At 28.0% G+C, this 22,338-nt stretch carries 20 protein-coding genes and 1 pseudogene; 20 read left to right on the top strand and 1 reads right to left on the bottom strand.

Annotation, left to right across the window (positions count from 1 at the left end):
• Positions 1-216 precede the first annotated feature (216 nt).
• Positions 217-1,365: a GNAT family N-acetyltransferase gene (locus tag ACQZHJ_RS06670; RefSeq protein ID WP_430484764.1), complete on the top strand. Its 1,149-nt coding sequence runs from the start codon at positions 217-219 to the stop codon at positions 1,363-1,365.
• Between the two features lie 197 nt (positions 1,366-1,562).
• On the opposite strand, the gene ACQZHJ_RS06675 is transcribed toward ACQZHJ_RS06670, so the two are convergent.
• Positions 1,563-1,889, bottom strand: a complete 327-nt coding sequence (locus ACQZHJ_RS06675) for a bacteriocin immunity protein (RefSeq protein ID WP_430484765.1) — start codon at positions 1,887-1,889, stop codon at positions 1,563-1,565.
• A gap of 418 nt (positions 1,890-2,307) precedes the next feature.
• Here ACQZHJ_RS06675 and ACQZHJ_RS06680 point away from each other — a divergent pair, with 418 nt between their 5' ends.
• From ACQZHJ_RS06680 to ACQZHJ_RS06770, 19 genes and pseudogenes are all read left to right on the top strand, one after another.
• Positions 2,308-3,237 carry an AAA family ATPase gene (locus ACQZHJ_RS06680; RefSeq protein ID WP_430484766.1) on the top strand — a complete coding sequence of 310 codons (930 nt, stop codon included), beginning with the start codon at positions 2,308-2,310 and terminating at the stop codon, positions 3,235-3,237.
• Between the two features lie 176 nt (positions 3,238-3,413).
• On the top strand, positions 3,414-4,190 hold the full coding sequence (locus ACQZHJ_RS06685; RefSeq protein ID WP_430484767.1) for an ABC transporter ATP-binding protein: 777 nt from the start codon (positions 3,414-3,416) through the stop codon (positions 4,188-4,190).
• Positions 4,180-6,219 (top strand): FtsX-like permease family protein, encoded by a 2,040-nt coding sequence (locus ACQZHJ_RS06690; RefSeq protein ID WP_430484768.1) that lies wholly within the window; start codon positions 4,180-4,182, stop codon positions 6,217-6,219. The genes ACQZHJ_RS06685 and ACQZHJ_RS06690 overlap by 11 nt, the downstream gene beginning before the upstream one ends.
• A 494-nt stretch (positions 6,220-6,713) precedes the next feature.
• On the top strand, positions 6,714-8,105 hold the full coding sequence (locus tag ACQZHJ_RS06695; RefSeq protein ID WP_430484769.1) for an RNA-guided endonuclease InsQ/TnpB family protein: 1,392 nt from the start codon (positions 6,714-6,716) through the stop codon (positions 8,103-8,105).
• A gap of 112 nt (positions 8,106-8,217) precedes the next feature.
• Positions 8,218-8,772: a DUF6512 family protein gene (locus ACQZHJ_RS06700; protein ID WP_430484770.1), complete on the top strand. Its 555-nt coding sequence runs from the start codon at positions 8,218-8,220 to the stop codon at positions 8,770-8,772.
• Positions 8,773-9,001: 229 nt separating this feature from the next.
• Entirely contained in the window at positions 9,002-10,159 is a 1,158-nt protein-coding gene (locus tag ACQZHJ_RS06705; protein ID WP_430484771.1) for a hypothetical protein, read from the top strand.
• A 24-nt stretch (positions 10,160-10,183) separates the two neighbouring features.
• Positions 10,184-10,855 (top strand): response regulator transcription factor, encoded by a 672-nt coding sequence (locus ACQZHJ_RS06710; RefSeq protein ID WP_430484772.1) that lies wholly within the window; start codon positions 10,184-10,186, stop codon positions 10,853-10,855.
• A gap of 251 nt (positions 10,856-11,106) precedes the next feature.
• Positions 11,107-12,174: a sensor histidine kinase gene (locus ACQZHJ_RS06715; RefSeq protein ID WP_430484773.1), complete on the top strand. Its 1,068-nt coding sequence runs from the start codon at positions 11,107-11,109 to the stop codon at positions 12,172-12,174.
• A gap of 194 nt (positions 12,175-12,368) precedes the next feature.
• A complete protein-coding gene (locus tag ACQZHJ_RS06720) occupies positions 12,369-12,893 on the top strand; it encodes a hypothetical protein (RefSeq protein WP_430484774.1) in 525 nt (174 codons plus the stop codon).
• 204 nt (positions 12,894-13,097) lie between these two features.
• Entirely contained in the window at positions 13,098-15,323 is a 2,226-nt protein-coding gene (locus ACQZHJ_RS06725) for a TerD family protein (RefSeq protein ID WP_430484775.1), read from the top strand.
• A gap of 268 nt (positions 15,324-15,591) precedes the next feature.
• Complete coding sequence (locus tag ACQZHJ_RS06730; protein ID WP_430484776.1) at positions 15,592-15,966, top strand: hypothetical protein; 375 nt, start codon at positions 15,592-15,594, stop codon at positions 15,964-15,966.
• A 191-nt stretch (positions 15,967-16,157) separates the two neighbouring features.
• Positions 16,158-16,469, top strand: a complete 312-nt coding sequence (locus ACQZHJ_RS06735) for a ribosomal protein L7/L12 (protein WP_430484777.1) — start codon at positions 16,158-16,160, stop codon at positions 16,467-16,469.
• A 456-nt stretch (positions 16,470-16,925) separates the two neighbouring features.
• A pseudogene (locus ACQZHJ_RS06740) lies at positions 16,926-17,147 on the top strand (VOC family protein); the annotation flags it as partial.
• 72 nt (positions 17,148-17,219) lie between these two features.
• Entirely contained in the window at positions 17,220-18,041 is an 822-nt protein-coding gene (locus ACQZHJ_RS06745) for a TIM44-like domain-containing protein (protein ID WP_430484778.1), read from the top strand.
• 159 nt (positions 18,042-18,200) lie between these two features.
• Positions 18,201-18,743 (top strand): DUF4342 domain-containing protein, encoded by a 543-nt coding sequence (locus ACQZHJ_RS06750; RefSeq protein ID WP_430484779.1) that lies wholly within the window; start codon positions 18,201-18,203, stop codon positions 18,741-18,743.
• Positions 18,744-18,939: 196 nt separating this feature from the next.
• The gene (locus ACQZHJ_RS06755; protein ID WP_430484780.1) at positions 18,940-19,485 is read left to right on the top strand and encodes a ubiquitin; all 546 of its coding nucleotides are present in this window, start codon (positions 18,940-18,942) and stop codon (positions 19,483-19,485) included.
• Between the two features lie 93 nt (positions 19,486-19,578).
• On the top strand, positions 19,579-20,259 hold the full coding sequence (locus ACQZHJ_RS06760; protein WP_430484781.1) for a response regulator transcription factor: 681 nt from the start codon (positions 19,579-19,581) through the stop codon (positions 20,257-20,259).
• Positions 20,252-21,508, top strand: a complete 1,257-nt coding sequence (locus ACQZHJ_RS06765) for a sensor histidine kinase (protein ID WP_430484782.1) — start codon at positions 20,252-20,254, stop codon at positions 21,506-21,508. The genes ACQZHJ_RS06760 and ACQZHJ_RS06765 overlap by 8 nt, the downstream gene beginning before the upstream one ends.
• Positions 21,509-21,811: 303 nt before the next feature.
• Entirely contained in the window at positions 21,812-22,201 is a 390-nt protein-coding gene (locus ACQZHJ_RS06770) for a hypothetical protein (RefSeq protein ID WP_430484783.1), read from the top strand.
• Positions 22,202-22,338 lie beyond the last annotated feature (137 nt).

Below are 22,338 nucleotides of genomic sequence, written 5' to 3' on the forward strand. Positions count from 1 at the left end.
TGGAGAGAAACATGTAAGAAATGTAAAAATCATAATAATTAAAATGTTGATTTTCATAAGTAGCATGTTATGAACTATTTTTATAATTAGCTCTGTTTTAATATAGTATTTATAGATATAGATAAAATTAAGCTAGGTATAAAGATATATTTATAAATCAACATTCACTCAAAACAGAGTAATATAATTAAACATTGGATAATATGGGAGAGAATTATGGGGAAAGAATATTTAAAAGCAAAAGAAAAGGATTATGAAGAGTTAATTGACTTCATAAACTATGTATTTAGTCATTCAGGTGGAGCAGTTGATTTTCCATCATTATTGCCTAAATTATATAAGAATAAGGACAAGGCTAAATACCATCACATAATAAAGGTAGATAACAAGATAAGAGGTGTAGTAGGGGCATTCCCATTTACTTTAAGCCTATTAGATGAAAATATAAATGTTGTAGGAATAGGAACTGTAGCAGTTCACCCTTATTCAAAGGGACAAGGTTACATGAAGGAGCTTATGAATAAAGCTATTGAAGAGATGAAAAGTGAAAATGTGGACATAAGTGTTCTTAGTGGATATAGACAAAGGTACGAATATTTTGGGTATGAGCCTTGTGGGGAACAAATAACCTTTAATATTCAAGAGTTAAACATAAATTATAAGCATAATGAGTTAATTGATAAAAGCATAAGCCTTAAATTATTAGATGAAAATGATGAAGATATATTAGGAAGGGCATATGAACTTCATTCAAAGAAAAGTGTGAAAGTACTTAGGAAAAAAGAGGAGTTTTTAGATGTATTAAAGTCATGGAATTGCAGTATTTACTCTGTGTTTAAAGAAGAGAACTTCATTGGATATATTTCTGCCAACAATGGATTAATTGATGAAATAGTTCTTCAGGATAATGAAGATTTGAACATTGTTATAGCCTCATACATAAAAACTTTCAATCATAATGAAGTGAGTTTTAGAGTACCAACATATGAAAAAGAGAAGATATCACAGCTAATAAAGATATGCGAAAATTACTTTATAAGCAAAAATAATAACTTTAGAATCTTTAACTATGAAAAAATAGTTAGACTAATGTTAAAGCTGAAATCAACTTACTCAAAGCTAGAAGATGGAGAGTACAACATAAGCATAATAGATTATGGAATTCTAAACATCAAAGTTAAAGGAAATAAGGTATGGGTTAATAAAATAGAAGGTGATTTTGATATTGAATTAAATGAACTTCAAGCAATGGAATTCTTATTTTCACCAATAAAGTCTTACTTTGATTTTGACAAGGAAATCCCAAGCTTTCTACATAGTTGGTTCCCACTACCATTATATATAGAAAATCCAGACTGTGTATAATATATGATGTCTTTTTGATGTAAACAATAGCTTATCAGAGGAAGAGCTAAAGGCAATTAAGCATTGGATAAAAAATACTACAGAAGAAAGTAACATAGATTTAAACAAATAATAAAAGAGTCCTTGTTTATCAGTAAATCTTGATAAACAAGGACTCTTAAATAGTTAAGGTTTAAAACAATGCCTATTATTTAAAATTAATGTGGACTTAAAACAGCACCAAGTACTATTATTCCATAAGCTAAATTCTTCTCAAAGAATCCAGTAGTAGAAATATCCATATAAAGCTTGCCCACATCTTTGCTAAGAGTTTCTTTATTCTTATATTTCTTAAGAGCAAGCAAGCGTAAAGATTCTGCTAAATCCATTACTTCTTTTTCAAAATTTCCACCAGATTCAACTGCATTTTTAAATTCAACTAGTCTAGAACGCTCATCATCATGAGTTTCTGTATTTAAAATTAAATCATAAACTCTAGCTACTAAAACATTCTTTAATTCTATTCTTTTCTCTTTTTCACTCAACTTAATCCCCAACTTTCTTTAAAAAATTCATCTGTAGTAAAGTAATTAATTACTATTATTTGAAAAATTACTTCTAATCCCAATATAAAACTTTAAATGGTAAAATTCAAATTCATCATGTAATTTAATTTGAAATGTTAATAAATTAAGTACGTATAATAGGCTTTTTCATCAAAAAGCTTCTTAAATCATAGTATTGCTTAGATAGTAAGTAATTTAATGTTTTTTAGAGTGTAATCTTTGCTGAAAGTATGAATATCATTCAATTTAAATAAAAATTACAAAATAAATTAAAGAAATATAGTTAGAAATTTATTTTATGAGATATAATGAGATATATGCTTAATTATGAGATGAAGAAAATAATTTTGCATTAGGAGTAAAGCTTTTACTTTATTCTTTGAAGGGAGATGACAAAATGAAGGTAGAAAAAATTAAGTTTAACAATCATGAAGTATTCAATGATTTAAATATAGATTTTAGAGATAATAATGGAGAAATATTAAATACTATTGTTCTTATTGGAGAGAATGGATCTGGTAAGACAACACTGCTAAAAAGCATTTATGATTCTTTTGGTGTACAAGATGATGAATGTGCAGTGATTAATAAAAAGATGATACTATCACCTAAATCATATACGGCAACAGTTATGCTAAATGAAGGTGAAGTTGGTGATTTAGATATACCTGGAAGCTTTGAAATTGGAAAATTTATAATTGACTCTAAAGTTATTTATATGCCAACAGAAATCAACTTTGAAAGAGTTAATAAAGTTGATAACACATTTAACTTTGAACCAACTTTTCAAAATATAATTGACCAAAACATGACGCAAAACATACCATCACTTATAGCAACTAAGATAAATAAAGAGATATTTAAGAATAGAAATAAGACAATTGGTGAAGTTATTGATATGGTTTGTGAGGAGATAAATAGTGTTTTCTCAATTATGGATTTAGATGTTAAGTTAGTTGGATTATCTGAAACCAATGAAACAAAGCCTATTTTCAGAAATAGTTTAGGAAAAGAGTTTGATATTAGAGGGTTATCATCAGGAGAAAAGCAGTTATTTTTAAGAGCATTGGCACTTAAGTTTTTAAATCCTAATAACTCAATAATATTAATAGATGAACCAGAAATATCTCTTCATCCACAATGGCAAAAGAAGATTATTGATGTATATGAAAGTATAGGTGAAAATAATCAACTAATAATTGCAACACATTCACCTCATATCATTGGGGATATAGAGTCAAAGCAATTAAGGGTTATAAAAAGAGACAACAATGGAATTAATATTGATAGCAATGAAGAATTAATTAGAATGATTATGAATATATAGATAAAAAGTGATATAAACCCAAAATGGACATTAAAATTTAGTGACCATTTTGGGTTTATTATATTTAAAATAAAACCTTTCATGAACTGTAAGTTTTATATGGAGCTATTGTTTTGTATAATGAACTCAAGATAGAAGTTAGGAAAACAACAGGTTTAAGAAGGGGAGAGAATAAGATGGTAGAAAAGATATTAGAAGTTCAAGCTTTACGTAAATATTATGGAAAAAAAGATAACCTTACAAAGGCTATAGATGGAATTAGCTTTCAAGTTGTAGATGGAGAATTTGTTGGAATAATGGGCAGCAGTGGTTCTGGAAAGACAACATTACTTAATTGTATTGCCACAACTACTAGTCCAACAGATGGAAAGGTTCTTTTAAAGGGGGAAGATATAGGAAGTTTCAAGGGGAAGAAATTAGCAAATTATAGAGGAAATCGTATTGGTTATTTATTTCAAAACTTTGAGCTTATTGATAACTTAAATGGAAAAGAAAATATTATGTTACCAGTTGCAATTCATAACATGATGGGCAAAGAGGATGAAAAAAGGATTGATGAAATTATAAAATATTTAGAGATTGAAGAGGTTATTGAAAAGTTTCCTTCTGAAATGTCTGGGGGACAAAAACAGAGGGTAGCAGCAGCTAGAGCATTAGTTTTAAATCCTGAGATAATACTTGCAGATGAGCCAACTGGTGCTTTAGATTCAAAAAATGCAAAGATATTAATGGAGAAATTCTTAGGATTAAATGAAGAACAAAAAGCAACAATTTTAATGGTTACTCATGATCCAAATGCAGCTAGTTACTGTTCAAGAATTCTATTTATACAAGATGGAGTGATTTTCCATGAACTTAGAAAAAGAGTTCCAGAGGAATCACATCAAGATTTCTATAAGAGAATCATTTCAGTAATGGCACAGTTAGGGGGAGGAAGTGCAAATGTTCTTTGATTTAGTTAAGAAAAATAGTAAGAAAAACAGAAAGGAAAATGGAATCTTCTTTGTTTCCTTGATTGTATCCATAATAGCATTTTACATCATACTATCCTTAAAAAATCAGGATGTAATTCTATTCTTAAAAACAATGGAAAGTGATGCAGTTAATAAGCTATTATTAATAACACCAGTTTTATATGGATTCTCATTATTCATCTTATTCTTTCTAGTATATTTTGCAGGAAAGTATCAGCTAGAAAGAAGAAGTCATGAGCTTGGAATGTATCTAATGCTAGGAATGAGGCGAAGTAAATTACTGTCCATGCTTTTATTAGAAGAGATTTGGAACAGTATAATCTCAGTCCTAATAGGGATTCCTATAGCAGTTTTCATATCAGAAATGATCAGCATGATTACAGCAAGAGTTGTTGGGCTAGGAGTTATAGGACACAAGTTTTCATTTTCCATAGAGGCAGTAGGATTAACAATACTTGGATACTTCATAATTAGATTAATAGCATTATTAATTTTAAGTGGAAGAATTGCAAAAAAGGACATAACAGAGCTATTATCAACTTCTCAAAGGGAGAAGCATAAGATTCATAATAAAGTTTTTACCTTAATAAAGTTAGTTTTAGGCGTAGGTATATTAGTTACTGCCTATTATTTAGCTATTGAAGGCTTTGCATGGGAACATCCTAGAAATATGGGGATAACAATTCTTTTGGGAGTTATTGGCACATTTCTTTTATTTAATAGTATTGGAATAGTTTTTGAGATTATCCTTAAAAATAGAAAAAATAGAAATGGATTATCAGTATTCACATTTAGGCAGCTACAGGAGAATGTATTCTTAAAATCAAACTCACTTGCTATATCATCCTTATTACTCCTATTAGCACTTTGTTGCTTTGGATATGGGGTTTCTGTAAGTTTTAATTCAAGTTCAAAAAATCAGCATGTATTAGATTATACTTTTTTAGGTGATGGAGAAGAGATAAAGCAGAAATTAAATGAAGAACCATTGAATGGATATCTAAATGAGGCATGGGATGTTAAGCTTGGCATGATAAAGGATTCACAGGACTTTTCTGCAAAAAACTTATTAGAAGTAGTTGAAAAACAAAAAGATTCTAAGGGGAAGGATGTATTACTTAATAATCTTCAGTGCTTTGAGTATCCTCACATAATATCTTTATCAGGTTACAATAAAGTTTTAGAAGCAGCAGGGAAAGAGCCAATTAAACTTAATGAAAACCAAGTCGCTCTATTTAATGGGTTAGACTTTTCTTATGGAAACTCAGCAGAAATTTTAAAAGAAATTCTGAAAGATAACATAACAGTTAATATAAAAGGAAAAGAATATGAGTTTGTGGATAAGTTTTACAGAGATAATATAGTCACAGATAGATCCATAAACATAAGTTATGCCATAATTGTTTCAGATGAGAACTTTAATAATTTTGTAGATGGTGATTACAGTTCTTATTGGGATACAACTTTAAAAGATGGTATTGTGAAAAAAGAGGGCTTAATGCAAGCAATATTAAAAGTAAATGGATTACTTGATAATACAGGCTTAGAATATGAAAGTTATCTTCAAAATATGGGAAGAGAGTTGTTCTATAAAGTAGCAGCTAGTTACACAACAATTTATCTAGCTTTAATATTCTTAATCATTGCAAACACAGTTATAGGAGTTCAATTCTTAATGCAGCAACAAAAGACAAGCAGACGTTACCAAACATTAATACGCATAGGTGGAACCTATAAAGAGTTATGCAAATCTGCTAGAGCCCAAATAAAATGGTATTTCTCATTCCCAATAGTCATTGCAGCAATTGGAAGTGGATTTGGAATAAGAGCATTATTCACAGGGGTTTCAACATCAGCAATGAAAAGCCAAATCACTTCATTAATGATGATTGCCTTACCTACAATTATTATCCTTTGTCTGGTAGAACTTGCTTATATTACTTTTGTAATGAGAATAAGTGATAAGCAAATATCAAAACTTATGGATACCAAGAGAGAAGATAGTTAAAAGTTATGTTTAAAAATAGGTTCACTTAATGAATCTCTTTTTCTATTAGAAATAGTTGAATTTATATTATGTTGATTAAAGTATATTTTAAAATTATATAGCAAGGTATTTAAACTATAAATATGAAAAATATTGAAAGTTTTAATAAAACATCTTAAAACTCCTTATAATATACATTAAGGAGTTGGTGAAATTGAAATCAAAAGAAGTTTTAGAATTATTATAAATAAGTAGACTAACCTTAACAAAACATATGAAAGAAGGAACTATAAAAGCAACTATGTTAACTATGAAATTATATAGTAAAAGAAAAGTTCAAAAAATAAAAGAAGTCTTAGAAAAAGAATAAATATTGAATATATATGTTACAATTTCTTTTCTAAATTAAAATTACCTCATAAGTCTCTACTTTGATAAAGCCTTGAGGTTAACACTCAAATATAAATGTAGTTTTTTAATTATAAGATATATATTAAATAATAGGAGGTGAGAAAGTGAAAGGATCCATGAGAGTGGAAAAACATACTTTAAAAGATAATCATATTCTTTATAAAAAACTAGATGATTATTGTTTCAAATCTAAAAATCTTTATAATTATGCTAATTATCAAGTTAGACAAGTGTTTATAATTACCTCAAAACTATCTAAAAATGAAGAAATATCTAATGAGGAACAATTATTTTTAGACAATATAAATTCTAAAGTTGATGAATTTAACAAGCTAAAGAAAATAAATTATGATAAGGCTAAAACTAAAGCAGAAAAAGAAAAGAAAGAATTTAAAAAGAAGTTAACTCAAATAAATTATTTTTCAAAAGATAATAAATATTTAGGTTATGATTTCTTAGAGTTTTTAGTTAAAGATGGAATAGATTATAAATCTTTAATGGCTCAAACTTCTCAACAATGTTTACAACTATTAGATAAAAACTGGAAAAGCTTTTTTGAAGCTATAAAAGTTTGGAATAGAAATAAAAATAAATTTTCTGGTATGCCTAAATTACCTAAATATTTAAAGAAAAATGGTAGGAATTTAGTTGTTTTTACCAATCAAAATTGTAAACTAAAAGACAATAAAATTAAATTTCCTACTATTTTAGGTGGTTTTAAATTAGAGACAAAAGTTGGTAATCTTCAGCAAGTAAGAATATTGCCAAGAAATAGACATTTTGTAATTGAAGTTATTTATAAACAAGATACTAAAGAGAAATTAAATGATAATAAGAGATATTTAAGTATTGATATAGGTTTAAATAATCTAGCAACTATTTGTAATAACATTGGTGAAAAACCAATAGTTATCAATGGTAAGAGTTTAAAATCAATAAATCAATATTATAATAAAAAAACATCTTATTATAAGAATATTGCAAAAAGATTAAACAATTTAGATTATACAAAAAGACTTAATAGATTAACTATTAAAAGAAATAATAAAATAAATGATTATCTTCATAAAGCAAGTAAATTTATTATAGAATATGCTAATGAGTTAAGTTGCAATACTATTGTTATAGGAAATAATAAAGACTGGAAAAGAGAAAGTTCTATGTCTAAAAAGGCAAATCAAAACTTTGTAGGAATCCCACATCAGAAGCTTATAGAGATGATTCAATACAAAACAGAAAAATATGGAATAAATATTGTTTTAGTTGAAGAAAGCTATACAAGTGGAACAAGTTTTATAGACAATGAATTACCTGTTAAAGAGAATTACAATAAAAGCAGAAGAATACACAGAGGCTTATTTTTAAGCAATAAAGGTATCAAGATTAATGCAGATGTTAATGGAGCATATCAGATATTAAAAAAAGAATTCCCAAATGCTTATGCAAATGGGATAGTGGGTGTAGGGTTGCACCCAATCATAGTAAATTGTTTTTAATAGTTGAATGATAAATAAGTTTTATTAAAATATTTAATTAGTTTTAGATATTTTAATGATTTTAATAACCTGAGTAAATTAATTATATTATAGATTAACTAGGAGGAAAAATATGAGATATAGAGATTTATCTGCTCCAGAAAAATGGATATTAAAAGGTATCCCAATCTTATTCATCATAGGAGCAATAATGCATTCCGCATATGATTTATCTAAAAATAATCTTATAGTTGGACTATTTTGTGCTGTAAATGAAAGCATATGGGAGCACTTGAAAATGGTTTTAATACCTGTAATTTTATGGTGGGTAATTTATTATTATTTTAAATGTAGTAAATATTCTATCAACAAAAATAAATGGTTTCAAAGTGCACTTATAGCTCTTATCACTTCATTGATAACAATCCCCATGCTTTATTATTTTTATACCCAAGCATTTGGAGTAGAGCTTATAGTAGTAGATATTATAATTTTATTACTTGCAATTATATTTGGTCAGTTACTTGGTTTACATATTTATAGGCATGGTAAAGGTGTTAATTCAATCATTATTATAATGATTTTTGTAGCATTAATTGCTATGTTTATGATATTTACTTTTTATCCTCCTCAGATACCTTTATTTAAAGATAGCATTTCAGGTAGTTATGGTATAAATAAGAAGTAAAACTTATTTACAGATTAGAAGTTGTTCAATTTTTTATAGAACCACTAAAGTTCTAAATCATTTATTTGGTTTAGAACTTTTTATTATGTATATTTAATAAGTGGGAAATTGTGGAATAAAATCCCTGCTTATGCTACTATAACACTAACAGAAATATATGAATTTGATGAGTACTTAGATGATCATTAATTATATATATATCCAGAGAGGGAGTAATTGGGTGAGGTATATGGAAAAAGATTTACAAGAAAATATAGTTGCTTCGTATAGAGGGGTAAGAAAATTACTTGGTAAAAGGTTTAAAGATAACTTTGTGTTATCTAATAAATTTATAGAGTATAATAATTTAGATGAAGCTCTAAAAGACTTCACTAAATATGAGAATACACTATTAGCAGAAAAAGAGGATAATGAGTATATACTTAAAAAGGTTACTGCAACAAAGTACTATATTATGTCATTACTAAATTATGATATTTCATATGATGAATATGTGAAAAATACAATTGGAGTTACTATTAAGAGTATACCGCAAAATATAATAGATAATATAATTATGGAAGTTAAAACTAAATTAGAACAATTAAAAATAAGATATACAAAAAAAGAAATATATGAAAAATTTTATAGTTTTTCAATGAATAAAGAAGAATTAAAAGAATATCTAACAAATGAGTTAAAAAGACAGAAAAATATAGTGGAGAAATATTTAGAATTAGAATTTAATGATGAGTGTATTATAGAATTTGTAGATGAAGAAGTTCCATATGGATACTATTTAAACATTGGTGAAGATAAGTATATATTAAAAGTTAATTTAAATATGGAGAATAGCAGATTTAATAAGGCAAATTTAAGATATGCTATAGCACATGAGATCTTTGGACATGCAATGCAACTTTCATATTGGAATAAATGTATTAGAGAAGGATTAATTAACGAGATTTGTGGGTGTGAAGAAGACTATGGCCCTGAAATAATACAGTTAGAGGGAGTAGGTGAATCTATAGTATATTTTATTTTTAAAGATGAGATAGATTTAGAAATGGAAGTTGAGCTTTTATTAGACAAATTACATCACCTAGTCCAGAATAACTCATATATTATGTTTAATGCTGGAAAAAGCTTAGAAGAATGCGTTGATTACTATTGTGACAATTATATTCTTAGTGACAGAGATTATGCAAGAAAACGAATATTATTGTCAAAAGAGGATTCATTTTATAGAGCAAATTTATATTCTTATGGAAGTTCATTGAGCACATTTATAATTATCAGTGAGGAATTGGATTTAAATAAGAAAAAAGAATTCTTTAGACAAATGTACCTAAAACCAATGACACATGACGAAATATTGAAATATTATCAAAAGTTAAAACGAGAGTAATATATAATGAGGAAGGAGATTAAAATGAAAAAAATAGTTGTGGTTGAAGATGAATTATTTATGAGAGAAGAGCTTGTGTATATTTTGCAGAAGGCAGGGTATGAAGCATCTTGTATAAGTGATTTCTCAAATGTAGCAGAAGAAATACTTAAAGCATCTCCTGACCTTATATTATTAGATTTAAATTTACCTGGAATAATTGGTTTTGAGATATGTAAAGAGCTTAGGGAGAATAGCACAATCCCAATACTTATTTTAACTAGTAGAGATCAGTTGAAGGATGAACTTCATGCCTTAGGATTAGGTGCTGATGAGTATCTTACAAAACCATGCAATAAGGATAGATTACTAGCAAGGATTTCTAACTTGCTTCGTAGATATGAGGATAGAAATTACTTTGTTGAAATAAAAGGAGTAAAGCTTGATTTGCAAACATACACAATGTATTTTAATGAGAAATCAACAGTATTAAGTGAGAATCAAGGAAAGATAATGGAGCTTCTTTTAAGTAATCCAAATGAGCTCGTTACAAAGGATATGCTTTTTAAAAAGCTATGGGGAACCACAGAGTATATTGATGAAAATGCACTTCAAGTTAATATGACAAGATTAAAAAAGACAATGAAGAGTTTAGGTATGGACTATGAAATAATAACTGTTAGAGGTAAAGGCTATAAATTAAATGCTCTGTTTTAAGTAAGTGTTGATTTCTAGCTATATCTTCAGATCTAACTTAATTTTGCAAAGAGTTTCTATTGTCTATTCCAGAATAATAGCTAAAGCGAAGAACTCCCATTGGTCAAACAGCTTCGCTTCTTAACGCTATTATTCTTCCATATACAATGAAACTCTAATTGCTCATTAAGATGGTCTTTCATCTATATCTAGAAATCAACACTGCTTTAAAAGAGAGCCTATTAATGCGTTGTTTTAATACAACTCATATTTTGAGAAAAGTTAAATTAAGAGAATTTGAGGAAGAGAAGATGATTAAAAATTTGATTAATATATTACTTAAATATAGAATCTGGTTTGGTGTAATCTTAATTTTCAATATTATGTTTGGAGTTTTCCTTTGGTTAATTGATGCTGAAGACTTTACATATATTCTACCAACCATGATAATTGGCTCAGTTTTGATATATGCTTTGGTAAGCTTAATTCTTTATAATAAGGAAAAAAGAGTAATGGAAAGTATTAAGGATTTTATAGAAAATCCAAATTTAAAGGAAGAAGAAATATGTCTTAACTCCATTTATGGGGAGGAAAAAGAACTGATTAGAGTAATTGGCTCTAAGCTTAGAGAGAAAGATGAACAGATTAAGGAGCAGGAGTTAAACCTAAAGGAATACGAAGAGTATATAGAAACTTGGGCTCATGAAATAAAAACACCGCTAGCTCTTATGACCTTTGTTCTTGATAATAGAAAGGATGAGATTTCACTTCCCATATATCAAAGGTTAGAGTATTCAAGAAGTAAGATGCAAGAGGATATTGAGAGAATGCTTTATTATTCAAGGGTAAAAGCTGACCATTTAGACTATATTTTTAGTGAGATATCACTTCATGAAATTTGCAATGATGTTTTAGATGAGTATAAAAACTTATTAGAAGAGCAGAAAATTAAAATTAACAATGAAGTTGGAGAAGAAAAAGTTGTTTCAGATAAGAAAGGAGTAGCCTTTGTATTAAGACAAATTATAAGCAATTCCATAAAGTATGCTAGTAAAGAAAGTGGACAAGCATCCATAACTCTTCAAAGCACTACTGATAAAGAAAATGGAAACATAACACTTAAAGTAAGAGATAATGGAATAGGAGCTAACACCTATGATTTACCTTTTTTATTTGATAAAGGTTTTACAGGAGATACAGGACAAGATAGAAAGAAATCAACTGGAATGGGGCTTTATCTATCAAATCAAATAGCCCATAGCCTAAAGTTTAAAATGGAAGTTTCAGAAGAATATAAAGATGGCTTTGAAATTTCTTTAGTATTCCCTATAATAGAATAAAATTGTGATTATCCAAAGCAATTAATAGTTAAAGAGAACAAATAGACTATTGAAGTATGCAAAACATATAGACTTAAATATAACAATAAGGAATAGATTGATAATATAAACTTAAGATATATGCAAAATATTATTGTAAGTGTTTGTATAGTGGATATAGATAAAAAGTTATTATAAAGAAGGAGAATTATAATATGAAAAGGTTTGTTGTTTTTGCAATATGCGGTGCTATGGTATTGTCTTTTACTGCTTGTGGGAATAGTAAAGAAAAGCCTGGCGAAGAAAGTGCCCATAAAACTGTTGCTGAAGATTCTGTAGAACAGTCTAATCCTAGAAAAGAGTGTAAAACACTTGGAGAAGCAGAGGAAATAGTACAATTCAAAGCTACTGTACCTACAAATATTCCAGAGGGTTATGTTGAGGATTCTATTTATACCATAGAAAATAATATTATAGAAGTTATTTATTTAAATGGAGAAAATAAGATAGTATTCCGTCAGTCTAAAGGAAAAAATGATATTAGTGGTGATTATAATAAATATAATGAGGAAACCAAAGTTAATATCAATGGATTAGAAGTTAATACTAAAGGAAATAATGGAAAAGTAAATGTTGCTACATGGACAAATGGAGATTTCACATTTGCTATTAATGTTAATTCTTCAGAAGAAGGCATTGAAGAAAATGTAATTACTGATATGATAAATAGTATTAAATAAAATTAATATAAAAAAAGTAGTAATACAATGGCTAAATCAAGCATATATATAAAGAGAATATAATTGTAAATAGGCTATTAAATGTCTTCCTTCTATTTTTGGTTGATGGTTACTAGACATTTAGCTTTCCTATATAAAATACTTATAGAAATATAAGTATTTTTTTATTGGATCAGTTTTAAATTTGCTTTGGGGTGATATGCAGTGATAAATAGGATTTATTTCAATAGACGTCAAAAGATTATTATTAATGATTATAAGGGTAATAATGAAAGTGGAATTATACTTGATAGATATATAGCAACCTTATTAAAAAATATTGAATCCTTTGGTTATACATTCTCAGAAAAACTTATAGAGCATCTAGGTTATACAAGCAAAATTGAAATTTTTAAGCTTCATAAAGAAATATTAGAAATATTAAGTGATGCCATAGGGCAGAATGCTAAGAGTAAGCTAATATATCCTAATTTTCCACAACAACTTATGGAAATGGATGAAAGTGAAATTTATTTAAATTCACTTATGTACTATCTTTCAGGCGGGAAAATTAAACCAGAGTATGAAAAGATAGAAAGAACTCCTTTACTTGATAGTTTTGAATTAAAGGTTATAGACTTAGGCTCAAAAGAAGATTTTCAGACTATATTAACAAACCTATTATCTTCAAAGGGAAGCTTGTCAGAAAAGGATAAAGAGGACATAAAATGGTTTATAAATAATATGGATGACGTGAGAGCATTATTACCTACCAAGATAAAGTTTAAAGAGATATTGACATATATAACTCCTTTGTTGATGGGAAAAGAGGATGAATATTTATTATCTCAGTACAAAACAGCTACTGATGTTTTAAGATTGGCAACAGCTATGAGTGATGGAGATATTAGTTTATCAACTAATACTAAGTTTAAATCTTTTTCTAGGAAGGAAAGAAGAGAGATTCTTTCTTTATTAGAAAACTGTTCTAGTATTGAAGAGGATATGAATAGATATAAAGATAAATGGATAAGGCTTGGTGAAAGGTTACATCCAGGAGAATATAAGAGGTTTAAAAAAGCGAATATAGCTTTTAATAAGCTTAGAAATAATATTAAAATAGACACATTTGCTTCAAAGTTAGAAGCTTCATATAGAGAGAAAAATTTAGAGAAAGTGGTAGAACTTCTTTCAAAAAGACCAGGGGAGTTTGGTAGGGGATTAGATAGGGCATTAAGACTTTCCTATAAGTTAGATAAAGATTTCAAAGATAAAAGAGTAAATAGAATAATAGACATTATTTCAAGTTTAGATTACGAGGTGCATGATGATTTGGTAGGTGAACTTGATAACTTAAAGAGTATAGCTAAGGATATTAATAACTATAGGGAAGAAAAGATTATTAATGCATTTCAGTTAGTTGCACATAAAATGCCAAGTAGTTTATTGTTGCAAATTAGAGAGCATTTTAAACATAGATTCTCTAATGAGTTCAATGTTAGAGTATTTCAGCCAAAGGGTGGACGTGCAAGAACCTTTGGAATGACAAATAAATTAACCCCCTTAAACAGGCCTACTTGTGAAAAGATTATTAGTATTTGTGAGCAAAATTTGAAGGATATATACTCCAAAAGAGAGCCTCTTAAAAAGGTTTATATAGATGATGAGCTAAAGAAATTTATTGTTCCAATGTCTCAAAGAAATGCATCTAAAGGACTTAGAACTGTTGCAAGAGGATCTAGGATTGGAGTTAATGCTGAAAGTAAGGCGCTTAGAATGTTTATTTATTGGAAGGAACCTACTGATGTTACAATTGATATTGATTTAAGTGCTGTGTTATATGATAAGAACTTCAATGTGATTTCAGAGATAGGATACTTTGACTTGATTGACACTAGGTTAAATTGTGTTCACTCAGGAGATTTTATAGAAGCACCAGGGGGGGCTAGTGAATTCATTGATATAGATGTAGAAATGGTGAAAAAATATAATATAAAATATGTAGCCATGATTCTAAACTCTTACACTGAAGTTCCATTTAATGAGATACCAGAATGCTTTGCTGGAATAATGGAGAGAGAATATCCAAGCTCAGGTGAAGTTTATGATGCCAGGACAGTTAAAAGCAAGATAGACATATCAAGTTCTTCACAAATTGCTATGCCAATTATAGTTGATGTAGAAAATAGAGAACTTGTATGGAGTGATATAACAGTTTCTAAGTCAGAATATAAAAGAATTAACAATGTGAGAACTAATAAAAATCCTTTAATTTATAATATGAAGTCCATTGTTAATATTATAAAACCAAACATATTTGATTTAATAAGGTTAAATGCTGAAGCAAGAGGAGAAATTGTAGAATCTAAGGAAGAGGCAGATATTATCTTCTCAGTAGATGAAGGAATAACTCCATTTGATATGGATATATTAATGGCTAACTTCTTGTAGACTTATAATAGGAATTTTATTCAAACTAAACTTTATATTTATAATTTTATAGCAGCATATATATTATATAGAATACTAGGCAACATGCTTTGGCGATGTCCCAAATGTAAAGCAAAGCTACCTAAAGGTAATACAAGTTATATAAACAACTGTTCATACTGCAAACATGATTTAAAACAAAGTATTAAATCTTAATAAAAAGTTTGTTGGTTATATTTAGTATGAGAATGTAATATTAGATTATCTGAATAAAAAGGGAGAGAATTATATGTTTGCAATATTAGGGGCGATTTTATTTTTGGTTATAGTTATGCTATCTATTTTGGTAGCTCTAGGTTTACCTCTAGGGGAATTTACAATGGGGGGACAACATAGGATACTACCTAAAAAGTATAGGATTATGGCAATAATTTCAGTAGCTATTCAGCTTTTTGCTATTATGATCATTCTACAAGCAGGTGGTTTAATTCCACTATGGTTTTCAGTTAAGGTAACTAAGTACATTTGCTTATTCTTTGCTGCTTATTTATGTTTAAATACTATTATGAATTTTGTATCAAGAAGTAAAAAAGAAAAGTATGTAATGACTCCAATATCATTTGTTACAGCAGCATGTTTCCTTATAACTGCATTTAAGCTTTAATTTTTGGCTCTGTTTTAAGTGATGGTTGATTAAAAAATAATGCTATAATTAAATTAGAATTTATTTTAAAAACTAGTGTTGATTCATAGCTAGGTCTGAAAAGATAGCTAGAAATCAACACTCATTTAAAATAGGGCTTAATTATAAAATATATAAATGATATTTTAGCCTAAAAGTAAAGGGGGATATATATGGAGATAAATATTATTTGGATAGTTATTATGGTAGGTGTATTAGTTGTTTTAGTTAGCATAATAAGCCAACTTAGAAGTGATGTATTACGTATGCAAAGAACTTTAGATAGAATAGGTGAGCAAGTTGGGCTACCTGATATAGTAACTAAGGAAGAAAAAGAGAGACTAATAAATCTTATTTTAGATGGTAAAGAAGTTAAGGCCATAAAAGATTACAGAATTTTAACTGGTTTAGGGCTAAAGGAAGCCAAAGAATACATAGATAATTTAAAAATAGACATAAGCATGAGAAAGAATATTAAGGATTAGATAGATTGAAAGTGTAACAAGGGTTTAAACTATGAATTAGCTAAAGAAGTAGTTGTCTATGTAAAAGGGAAGAAGTAGTTTACACCTAAAATATACTCTTTAAAATAATTAGTGGACAAACTATCCTTTAAGATTTATGATAAAATTGAGTTTTTTATAGATTTTAAAGGATAGTTTTTTTAGTTTGGAGCTATTTTAAAGGTTCTGGTTTAAGTAAGGGTTGATATATATAGCAATCAACACTGGTTTAAAACAGAGCCATTTTTAAAAGTTATCTAGAACTAATTAGTTTGTAAAATTTAGTATAAATAATATGCTTAAAAATTAAAAGTGGTATTCAGAGGAGGATATAAGAGGATGATATGGAACGCCTAATGATGATGAAAGCTTATTTTAGTTTAGATTCATCTATAAATTTTCTTGAAAAGCATAGAAAAAAGAAATTATTTAAAAGTGCCATTCATAGGAAATCAAGCAGGTGGAAGATTTTTTCTTTTCCTTGGAACTGATGATTTTTGGCGTGATTATAATGAAATGAAAAGCATAGGAATAGAATTTGTTAGAGATCCTAAAGAGCAGGATTATGGAACAGTTGCAGTATTCAAAGATTTATACGGAAACTTATGGGATTTAGTCAAGTTTAATAAAAGTCATCCAATGTCTAAAAGGATAAAATAGATTTTAAGTTAAAATAGTATTTTTAAAAATTAAATTTGCAAATTAAATAAAAGGGAGAGGAAAGACATAATATTGCTAAAGAATAAAAATTATAAAAAAGTACTTATAATAACATTATTAGTATGTTTACTAATAATACCTAATCAAAGCATTTATGCAAGAGCAGGTGGAGGACATAGTGGTGGTCATGGTGGAGGAAGAAGCCATGGTGGAAGTTTTAGTCATAGTGGCAAAAATAATGGAAGTGAGATAAGTTGGACATATACAAGAAAGTATGCGCTTTTATTTGGATTGGGTTCAGGATCACTAATTTTATGCGTAGGATGTTTAGGAGCTGCCTCTCTTTCAAAGCATAAGAAATTGGTTGAAAAGAAAAGTAATAAACTTAAAGAATTAGGTAATAAGGACCCAAACTGGAATATTATTTATCTAAAAAGAATGGTTGAAGATATGTTTTATGATATTCAATATGCTTGGGCTGATGATGAGTATCATAAGGTTCAATGCTTACTTTCTGATAGATTATATGAAAAGCATATTAAAACTTTAGATGAACTTAAAAAATCTAATAAGAGAAATATATTAAAGGATATAGACTTTGAAGGATGCAGAATAGTGACTCTCTTTGAAGGCAATGAGAATAAGCATGGATTTATATGGGTTGAAGTGAAATTTTCAATGATAGATTATATAGTTGACATAAGTAAGGGTAATGAGGTTATAGAAGGAAATTGTGAGGCTAGTAAATCTGATTTTGAGTACTGGAAGTTTATTTATATTGATAATATGTGGTTTCTGTCAAAAATACTACAAAAAACAGAAACAGGACATGGCTTAGGTCGTCTATATAAAGAGGCAGAAGAAGCCAATTATTATAATAAAACTATTTCATAATAAGAAAAATAAAATCAATACTTAATTAAAACATAGCCAAATTAATAAAAGAATTTAAATTTTAATCTAATTTTAATCTTTCTTATATTTTAGATTAATTTTCTAAAAGTATTATATAACCAAGATGATTAATGAATTTAATTCGTGGAGGTAATATAGATGGAAAGAAATGAAATGATTAATACTTTAGTTAGAAAGGCTAATATAAGTGAAGAAGAGGCACAAGAAGTGCTAGAAATATGTAATTGGGACCTTTTAGATGCTATTATCTACTTAGAGAAAAGAGGTAAAATAGAAAATAATGAGGTTAAGGCTGTTACTGTATTTGAAGTAAATGGTGAAAACCAAGAGAAAAAAGAAAGTAAGAAAAATCATGATGAAAAGTTTGGCGGTATTGGAGAAATCCTTGGAAGGATGTTTAAGTTCATAGGGAAATTCATTAAAAAAGGAAATAAGAATTTCTTTGAGATTAGAAAATCCAATGAAAAACCAGTAAGAATATCCTTAACAATATCAGCTTTAATATTAATATTCTTAACAGTACCAGCTATAGTATTACTATTAATAGGATTATTATTTGGATATAAATATTCATTTTCGGGAAAAGATTTTAACTATGGTGGAGTAAATAACATCTTTGAAAAAGCATCAAATTCAGCAGACAATATGAAAAGAGATTTCAAAGAATCATATGGAAAATAGTTTTCAGATAGTGATTTTAAAGGAGCTTATATCAAAACTTTTATTAAAGAGTTATTTTGATAAGGCTCTTTTATTTTTGTGGTGTAGAAATGTTATGTGGATGGTATAATTTAAGTATTATGGAGAGAATTAAATTGATGAAAGTTTTGCTGCCAATATAGGAGTGATGTGCTCCAGTAAATATGGAGGATAATTTATGGAAAGGCTTAAGCTTATAGACAAGTTGAAGGATAAAGCTAATATAAGTTATGAAGAGGCTAAGAGGGCTTTAGAAAATAGTAACTGGGATATGCTAGATGCCATGTTATATTTGGAAGCAAATGGAAGTGTGAAGAAGCCTGAAGTTAGTATATTTTATACTAATGAATATAAAGAAAGCTACAACAATGGTGAGGTAGTTAGATTAAAAGAAGATAAATATGAGAATAGTCATAAAAGTAAAAATAGATTTGAAGGTTTTTTTGAAGAAATATGCAAAGTAATAGATACTTGCAATAACATTTTCATTGAAATAATAAAAAACAACAGAATACTTTTAAAAATTCCTGTTACAGTGATAATACTTCTTTTATTTTTTGCATTTTGGATAGTAATACCGCTAATGTTTATTGGACTATTCTTTGATGTAGAATTTTTAGCCTCTTCTAAAAAGGTTAATGTTGATAAAATAAACAAAGTATTCAGTGAATTATCAAAAATAGTTAAAAAGATAAAAGATAGACTTGGTAAGCATATACGCTAATAGAGTTAAAGTATTTAATTTAGAGTTATGAAATTAAAGCAGAAATATTATGCTAAATTGGAGGTTTTGAAGTTCACTTAAGGAGGGGAATTGATGGTTAATATTTTGATAGTTGAAGATGAAGAAAAGATAGCAAGATTCATAGAATTAGAGCTTCTTCATGAAGGATATAAAGTAATAAAAGCAAACAATGGGAGAACTGGTCTTGAAATTGCAGAAAGAGGAGAAGCAGACTTAATCATTCTTGATGTTATGCTTCCCGAAATAAATGGTCTTGAAGTTTTAAGAAGAATTAGAAGAAACTCTGAGGTTCCAATCATAATGCTTACTGCAAGAGACGCTGTAATGGATAAGGTTTCAGGTCTTGATGCTGGTGCAGATGACTATATAACAAAGCCCTTTGCCATAGAAGAATTGCTTGCAAGAATAAGAACAGCTCTTAAAAAGAGAGTAGTTAAAGGTAAAATAGATGAAGATGTAATAAGCTGTGGATTATTAACTTTAGATAAAATGAGACATAAGGTAACATATGATGGTACAGAAATAGAATTAACTAATAGAGAGTTTACTTTGCTTCAAATATTAATGGAAAACAAAAATATAGTATTAAGTAGAGATGTGCTTATAGAGAAAGTATGTGGATATAACTATATTGGAGAAACAAATGTAATAGATGTTTATGTAAGATATTTAAGAACAAAGATTGATGATGTTTTTAAGGTTAAAATAATAACTACAGTACGTGGTGTAGGGTATGTAATAAAAGATGAGTAAGAGTAATAAACCTAAAAATGTTAGTTCTATTGCAATAAAGATTAATGCTATTTCTGTTAGAGATTTATTTTTGAAGTTTCTAGTAATTGACATATGTTTAATGGCTATTTTAATTATTCTTTGGTGTGTTCAGGCTGAAAAAGATTTCTATGGAAGTTTAGTAGAAAATGCACAAAGATCATTCAACTTTTTTCCTATAGAAAATTCAAACTACACAGTTGTTTGGAGCAATGGAAAGACAATGGTTAAAGAGGCAAGTACTTTTTTATACTTTGTTAGAAAAATAATCTTAATTTTAGGAATAATAGAAGGAATATTTTTATTAGAAGAAATAATATTTGGCACAGCAAAAATAAGAAAGGTGTTAAAGCCACTTAATGAAATAGCAGAAACAGCAAATAGACTTAGTAATATGGACTTTAGTGAAGAGAAATTTCAGAGTCTTGAAGATGCTATATCAAAAATAAGTCCTGTAACATCTGATGAAAGAATACACATAGATGATGAAGAACTTCAAGGGTTAGAGGATGCAATAAATAAGCTTTTGGATAGGATGAGAGAGTCATATAGACAGCAAGCAAGGTTTGTTTCAGATGCATCTCATGAACTCAGAACCCCTATATCTGTAATTCAAGGATATGCAAATATGCTAGATAGATGGGGAAAAAATGATGAGAGCGTATTAGAAGAATCCATTGAAGCAATAAAAAGTGAATCTGAAAATATGAAAAATCTAGTGGAACAGTTATTATTCCTAGCTAGAGGTGTTAATGGAAAAACTCAGCTTACCATAAAAGAATTTTCTCTTAATGATATGATGGATGAAGTTTTTGAAGAGTCTAAGATGATAGATAATAATCATGTTTATAACTATATTAAATCAGAAAATGTAACTATTAAGGGTGATTTTAACCTCCTTAAGCAGACCGCAAGAATATTAGTTGAAAATGCGGCTAAATATACAGAGAAGGGGGAAGAAATAACCCTTAAAGTTGGTGAGGATTCTAAAGGAGAAGCCTATTTCTCAATTCAAGATAATGGGATAGGTATGGATGCAAATGATGTGCCTCATATATTTGAACGTTTCTTTAGAGCTGACACAGCAAGAGTTAGGAAAGATGGTGGAACAGGTCTTGGGTTATCCATAGCAAAATGGATAATTGATAATCATAAAGGATACTTTAGTGTACTAAGTAGAAAAGGAATAGGTACAAGGATAGTAGTATATTTACCACAGGATAAAAATTAAATTACTCATTAAGAGGGGCTTTCATATATATCTAGGAATCAATGGTGATTTAAAAGATATATATAAAGTTCTTTTAAATTAGTATTTAAACAGAGACTAATTTAAAATGTATTAAAAATATTATTAGAGCTTTTATAATAGGAGTGAACATTTAAGAGTGTTCACTCCTATTTGTGTTTAAGTTCTATTAATAAAGAGAAATTTGTGTTATAATTTAACAAAAAGTAAATTTGTTAACATAAAATACATTTAATGTTTTTAAATAGAGCCAATATATAAAATAATAGAAGTGAGGTAAATAGTATGGAGAATAATGAGAAAAAATATGAATTTATGGTTTATCTTGATAATAAGGGGGTAGCGAAACAAAGTCTTTTATATAATATACCTGCTCTTACAGATTATATGTTGCCAATTAGTGGATTACCTTGCAGAATGATTCTTGAAATTTCTAATGGAATAATTTGTTTCAAGTCTAAGTATAGAGATTTTGAACATGGAGAAATTGAAAAAATCTTAACTAAGATTAAATTTGAGGATTTGAAAGATTTTGAAATCATAAAAACTAATGATGAGGGAGTTTATCATATTACAATGACAATATCAAAATTTCAAAGTATAGGTTTAAATTGTAGTAATGGTTTAAATGATAAATTAGTTAAAGAAATAACTGATTATGTAAAAGGAAATTAAATTTATCTTTTTGATATACTCCCTTAGTGTTTCTAAATATTTATAAGTATGTAAGAATTTTTTCTAGCTAACTTTGTATGGATTTTTCTTTTTCATGAAACAATAACACATAAATATTCCCCAAGATATTTAGAAAT

It is taken from the genome of Clostridium sp. B9, assembly GCF_050509515.1.
Classification (GTDB): Bacteria; Bacillota; Clostridia; order Clostridiales; family Clostridiaceae; genus Sarcina.

What these genes read in the sequence shown, in the direction of transcription:
- ACQZHJ_RS06670 (WP_430484764.1), top strand. Translation starts at nt 217, where the DNA reads ATGGGGAAAGAATATTTAAAAGCAAAAGAAAAGGATTATGAAGAGTTA.
- ACQZHJ_RS06680 (WP_430484766.1), top strand. Translation starts at nt 2,308, where the DNA reads ATGAAGGTAGAAAAAATTAAGTTTAACAATCATGAAGTATTCAATGAT.
- ACQZHJ_RS06685 (WP_430484767.1), top strand. Translation starts at nt 3,414, where the DNA reads ATGGTAGAAAAGATATTAGAAGTTCAAGCTTTACGTAAATATTATGGA.
- ACQZHJ_RS06690 (WP_430484768.1), top strand. Translation starts at nt 4,180, where the DNA reads ATGTTCTTTGATTTAGTTAAGAAAAATAGTAAGAAAAACAGAAAGGAA.
- ACQZHJ_RS06700 (WP_430484770.1), top strand. Translation starts at nt 8,218, where the DNA reads ATGAGATATAGAGATTTATCTGCTCCAGAAAAATGGATATTAAAAGGT.
- ACQZHJ_RS06705 (WP_430484771.1), top strand. Translation starts at nt 9,002, where the DNA reads ATGGAAAAAGATTTACAAGAAAATATAGTTGCTTCGTATAGAGGGGTA.
- ACQZHJ_RS06710 (WP_430484772.1), top strand. Translation starts at nt 10,184, where the DNA reads ATGAAAAAAATAGTTGTGGTTGAAGATGAATTATTTATGAGAGAAGAG.
- ACQZHJ_RS06720 (WP_430484774.1), top strand. Translation starts at nt 12,369, where the DNA reads ATGAAAAGGTTTGTTGTTTTTGCAATATGCGGTGCTATGGTATTGTCT.
- ACQZHJ_RS06730 (WP_430484776.1), top strand. Translation starts at nt 15,592, where the DNA reads ATGTTTGCAATATTAGGGGCGATTTTATTTTTGGTTATAGTTATGCTA.
- ACQZHJ_RS06735 (WP_430484777.1), top strand. Translation starts at nt 16,158, where the DNA reads ATGGAGATAAATATTATTTGGATAGTTATTATGGTAGGTGTATTAGTT.
- ACQZHJ_RS06750 (WP_430484779.1), top strand. Translation starts at nt 18,201, where the DNA reads ATGGAAAGAAATGAAATGATTAATACTTTAGTTAGAAAGGCTAATATA.
- ACQZHJ_RS06755 (WP_430484780.1), top strand. Translation starts at nt 18,940, where the DNA reads ATGGAAAGGCTTAAGCTTATAGACAAGTTGAAGGATAAAGCTAATATA.
- ACQZHJ_RS06760 (WP_430484781.1), top strand. Translation starts at nt 19,579, where the DNA reads ATGGTTAATATTTTGATAGTTGAAGATGAAGAAAAGATAGCAAGATTC.
- ACQZHJ_RS06765 (WP_430484782.1), top strand. Translation starts at nt 20,252, where the DNA reads ATGAGTAAGAGTAATAAACCTAAAAATGTTAGTTCTATTGCAATAAAG.
- ACQZHJ_RS06770 (WP_430484783.1), top strand. Translation starts at nt 21,812, where the DNA reads ATGGAGAATAATGAGAAAAAATATGAATTTATGGTTTATCTTGATAAT.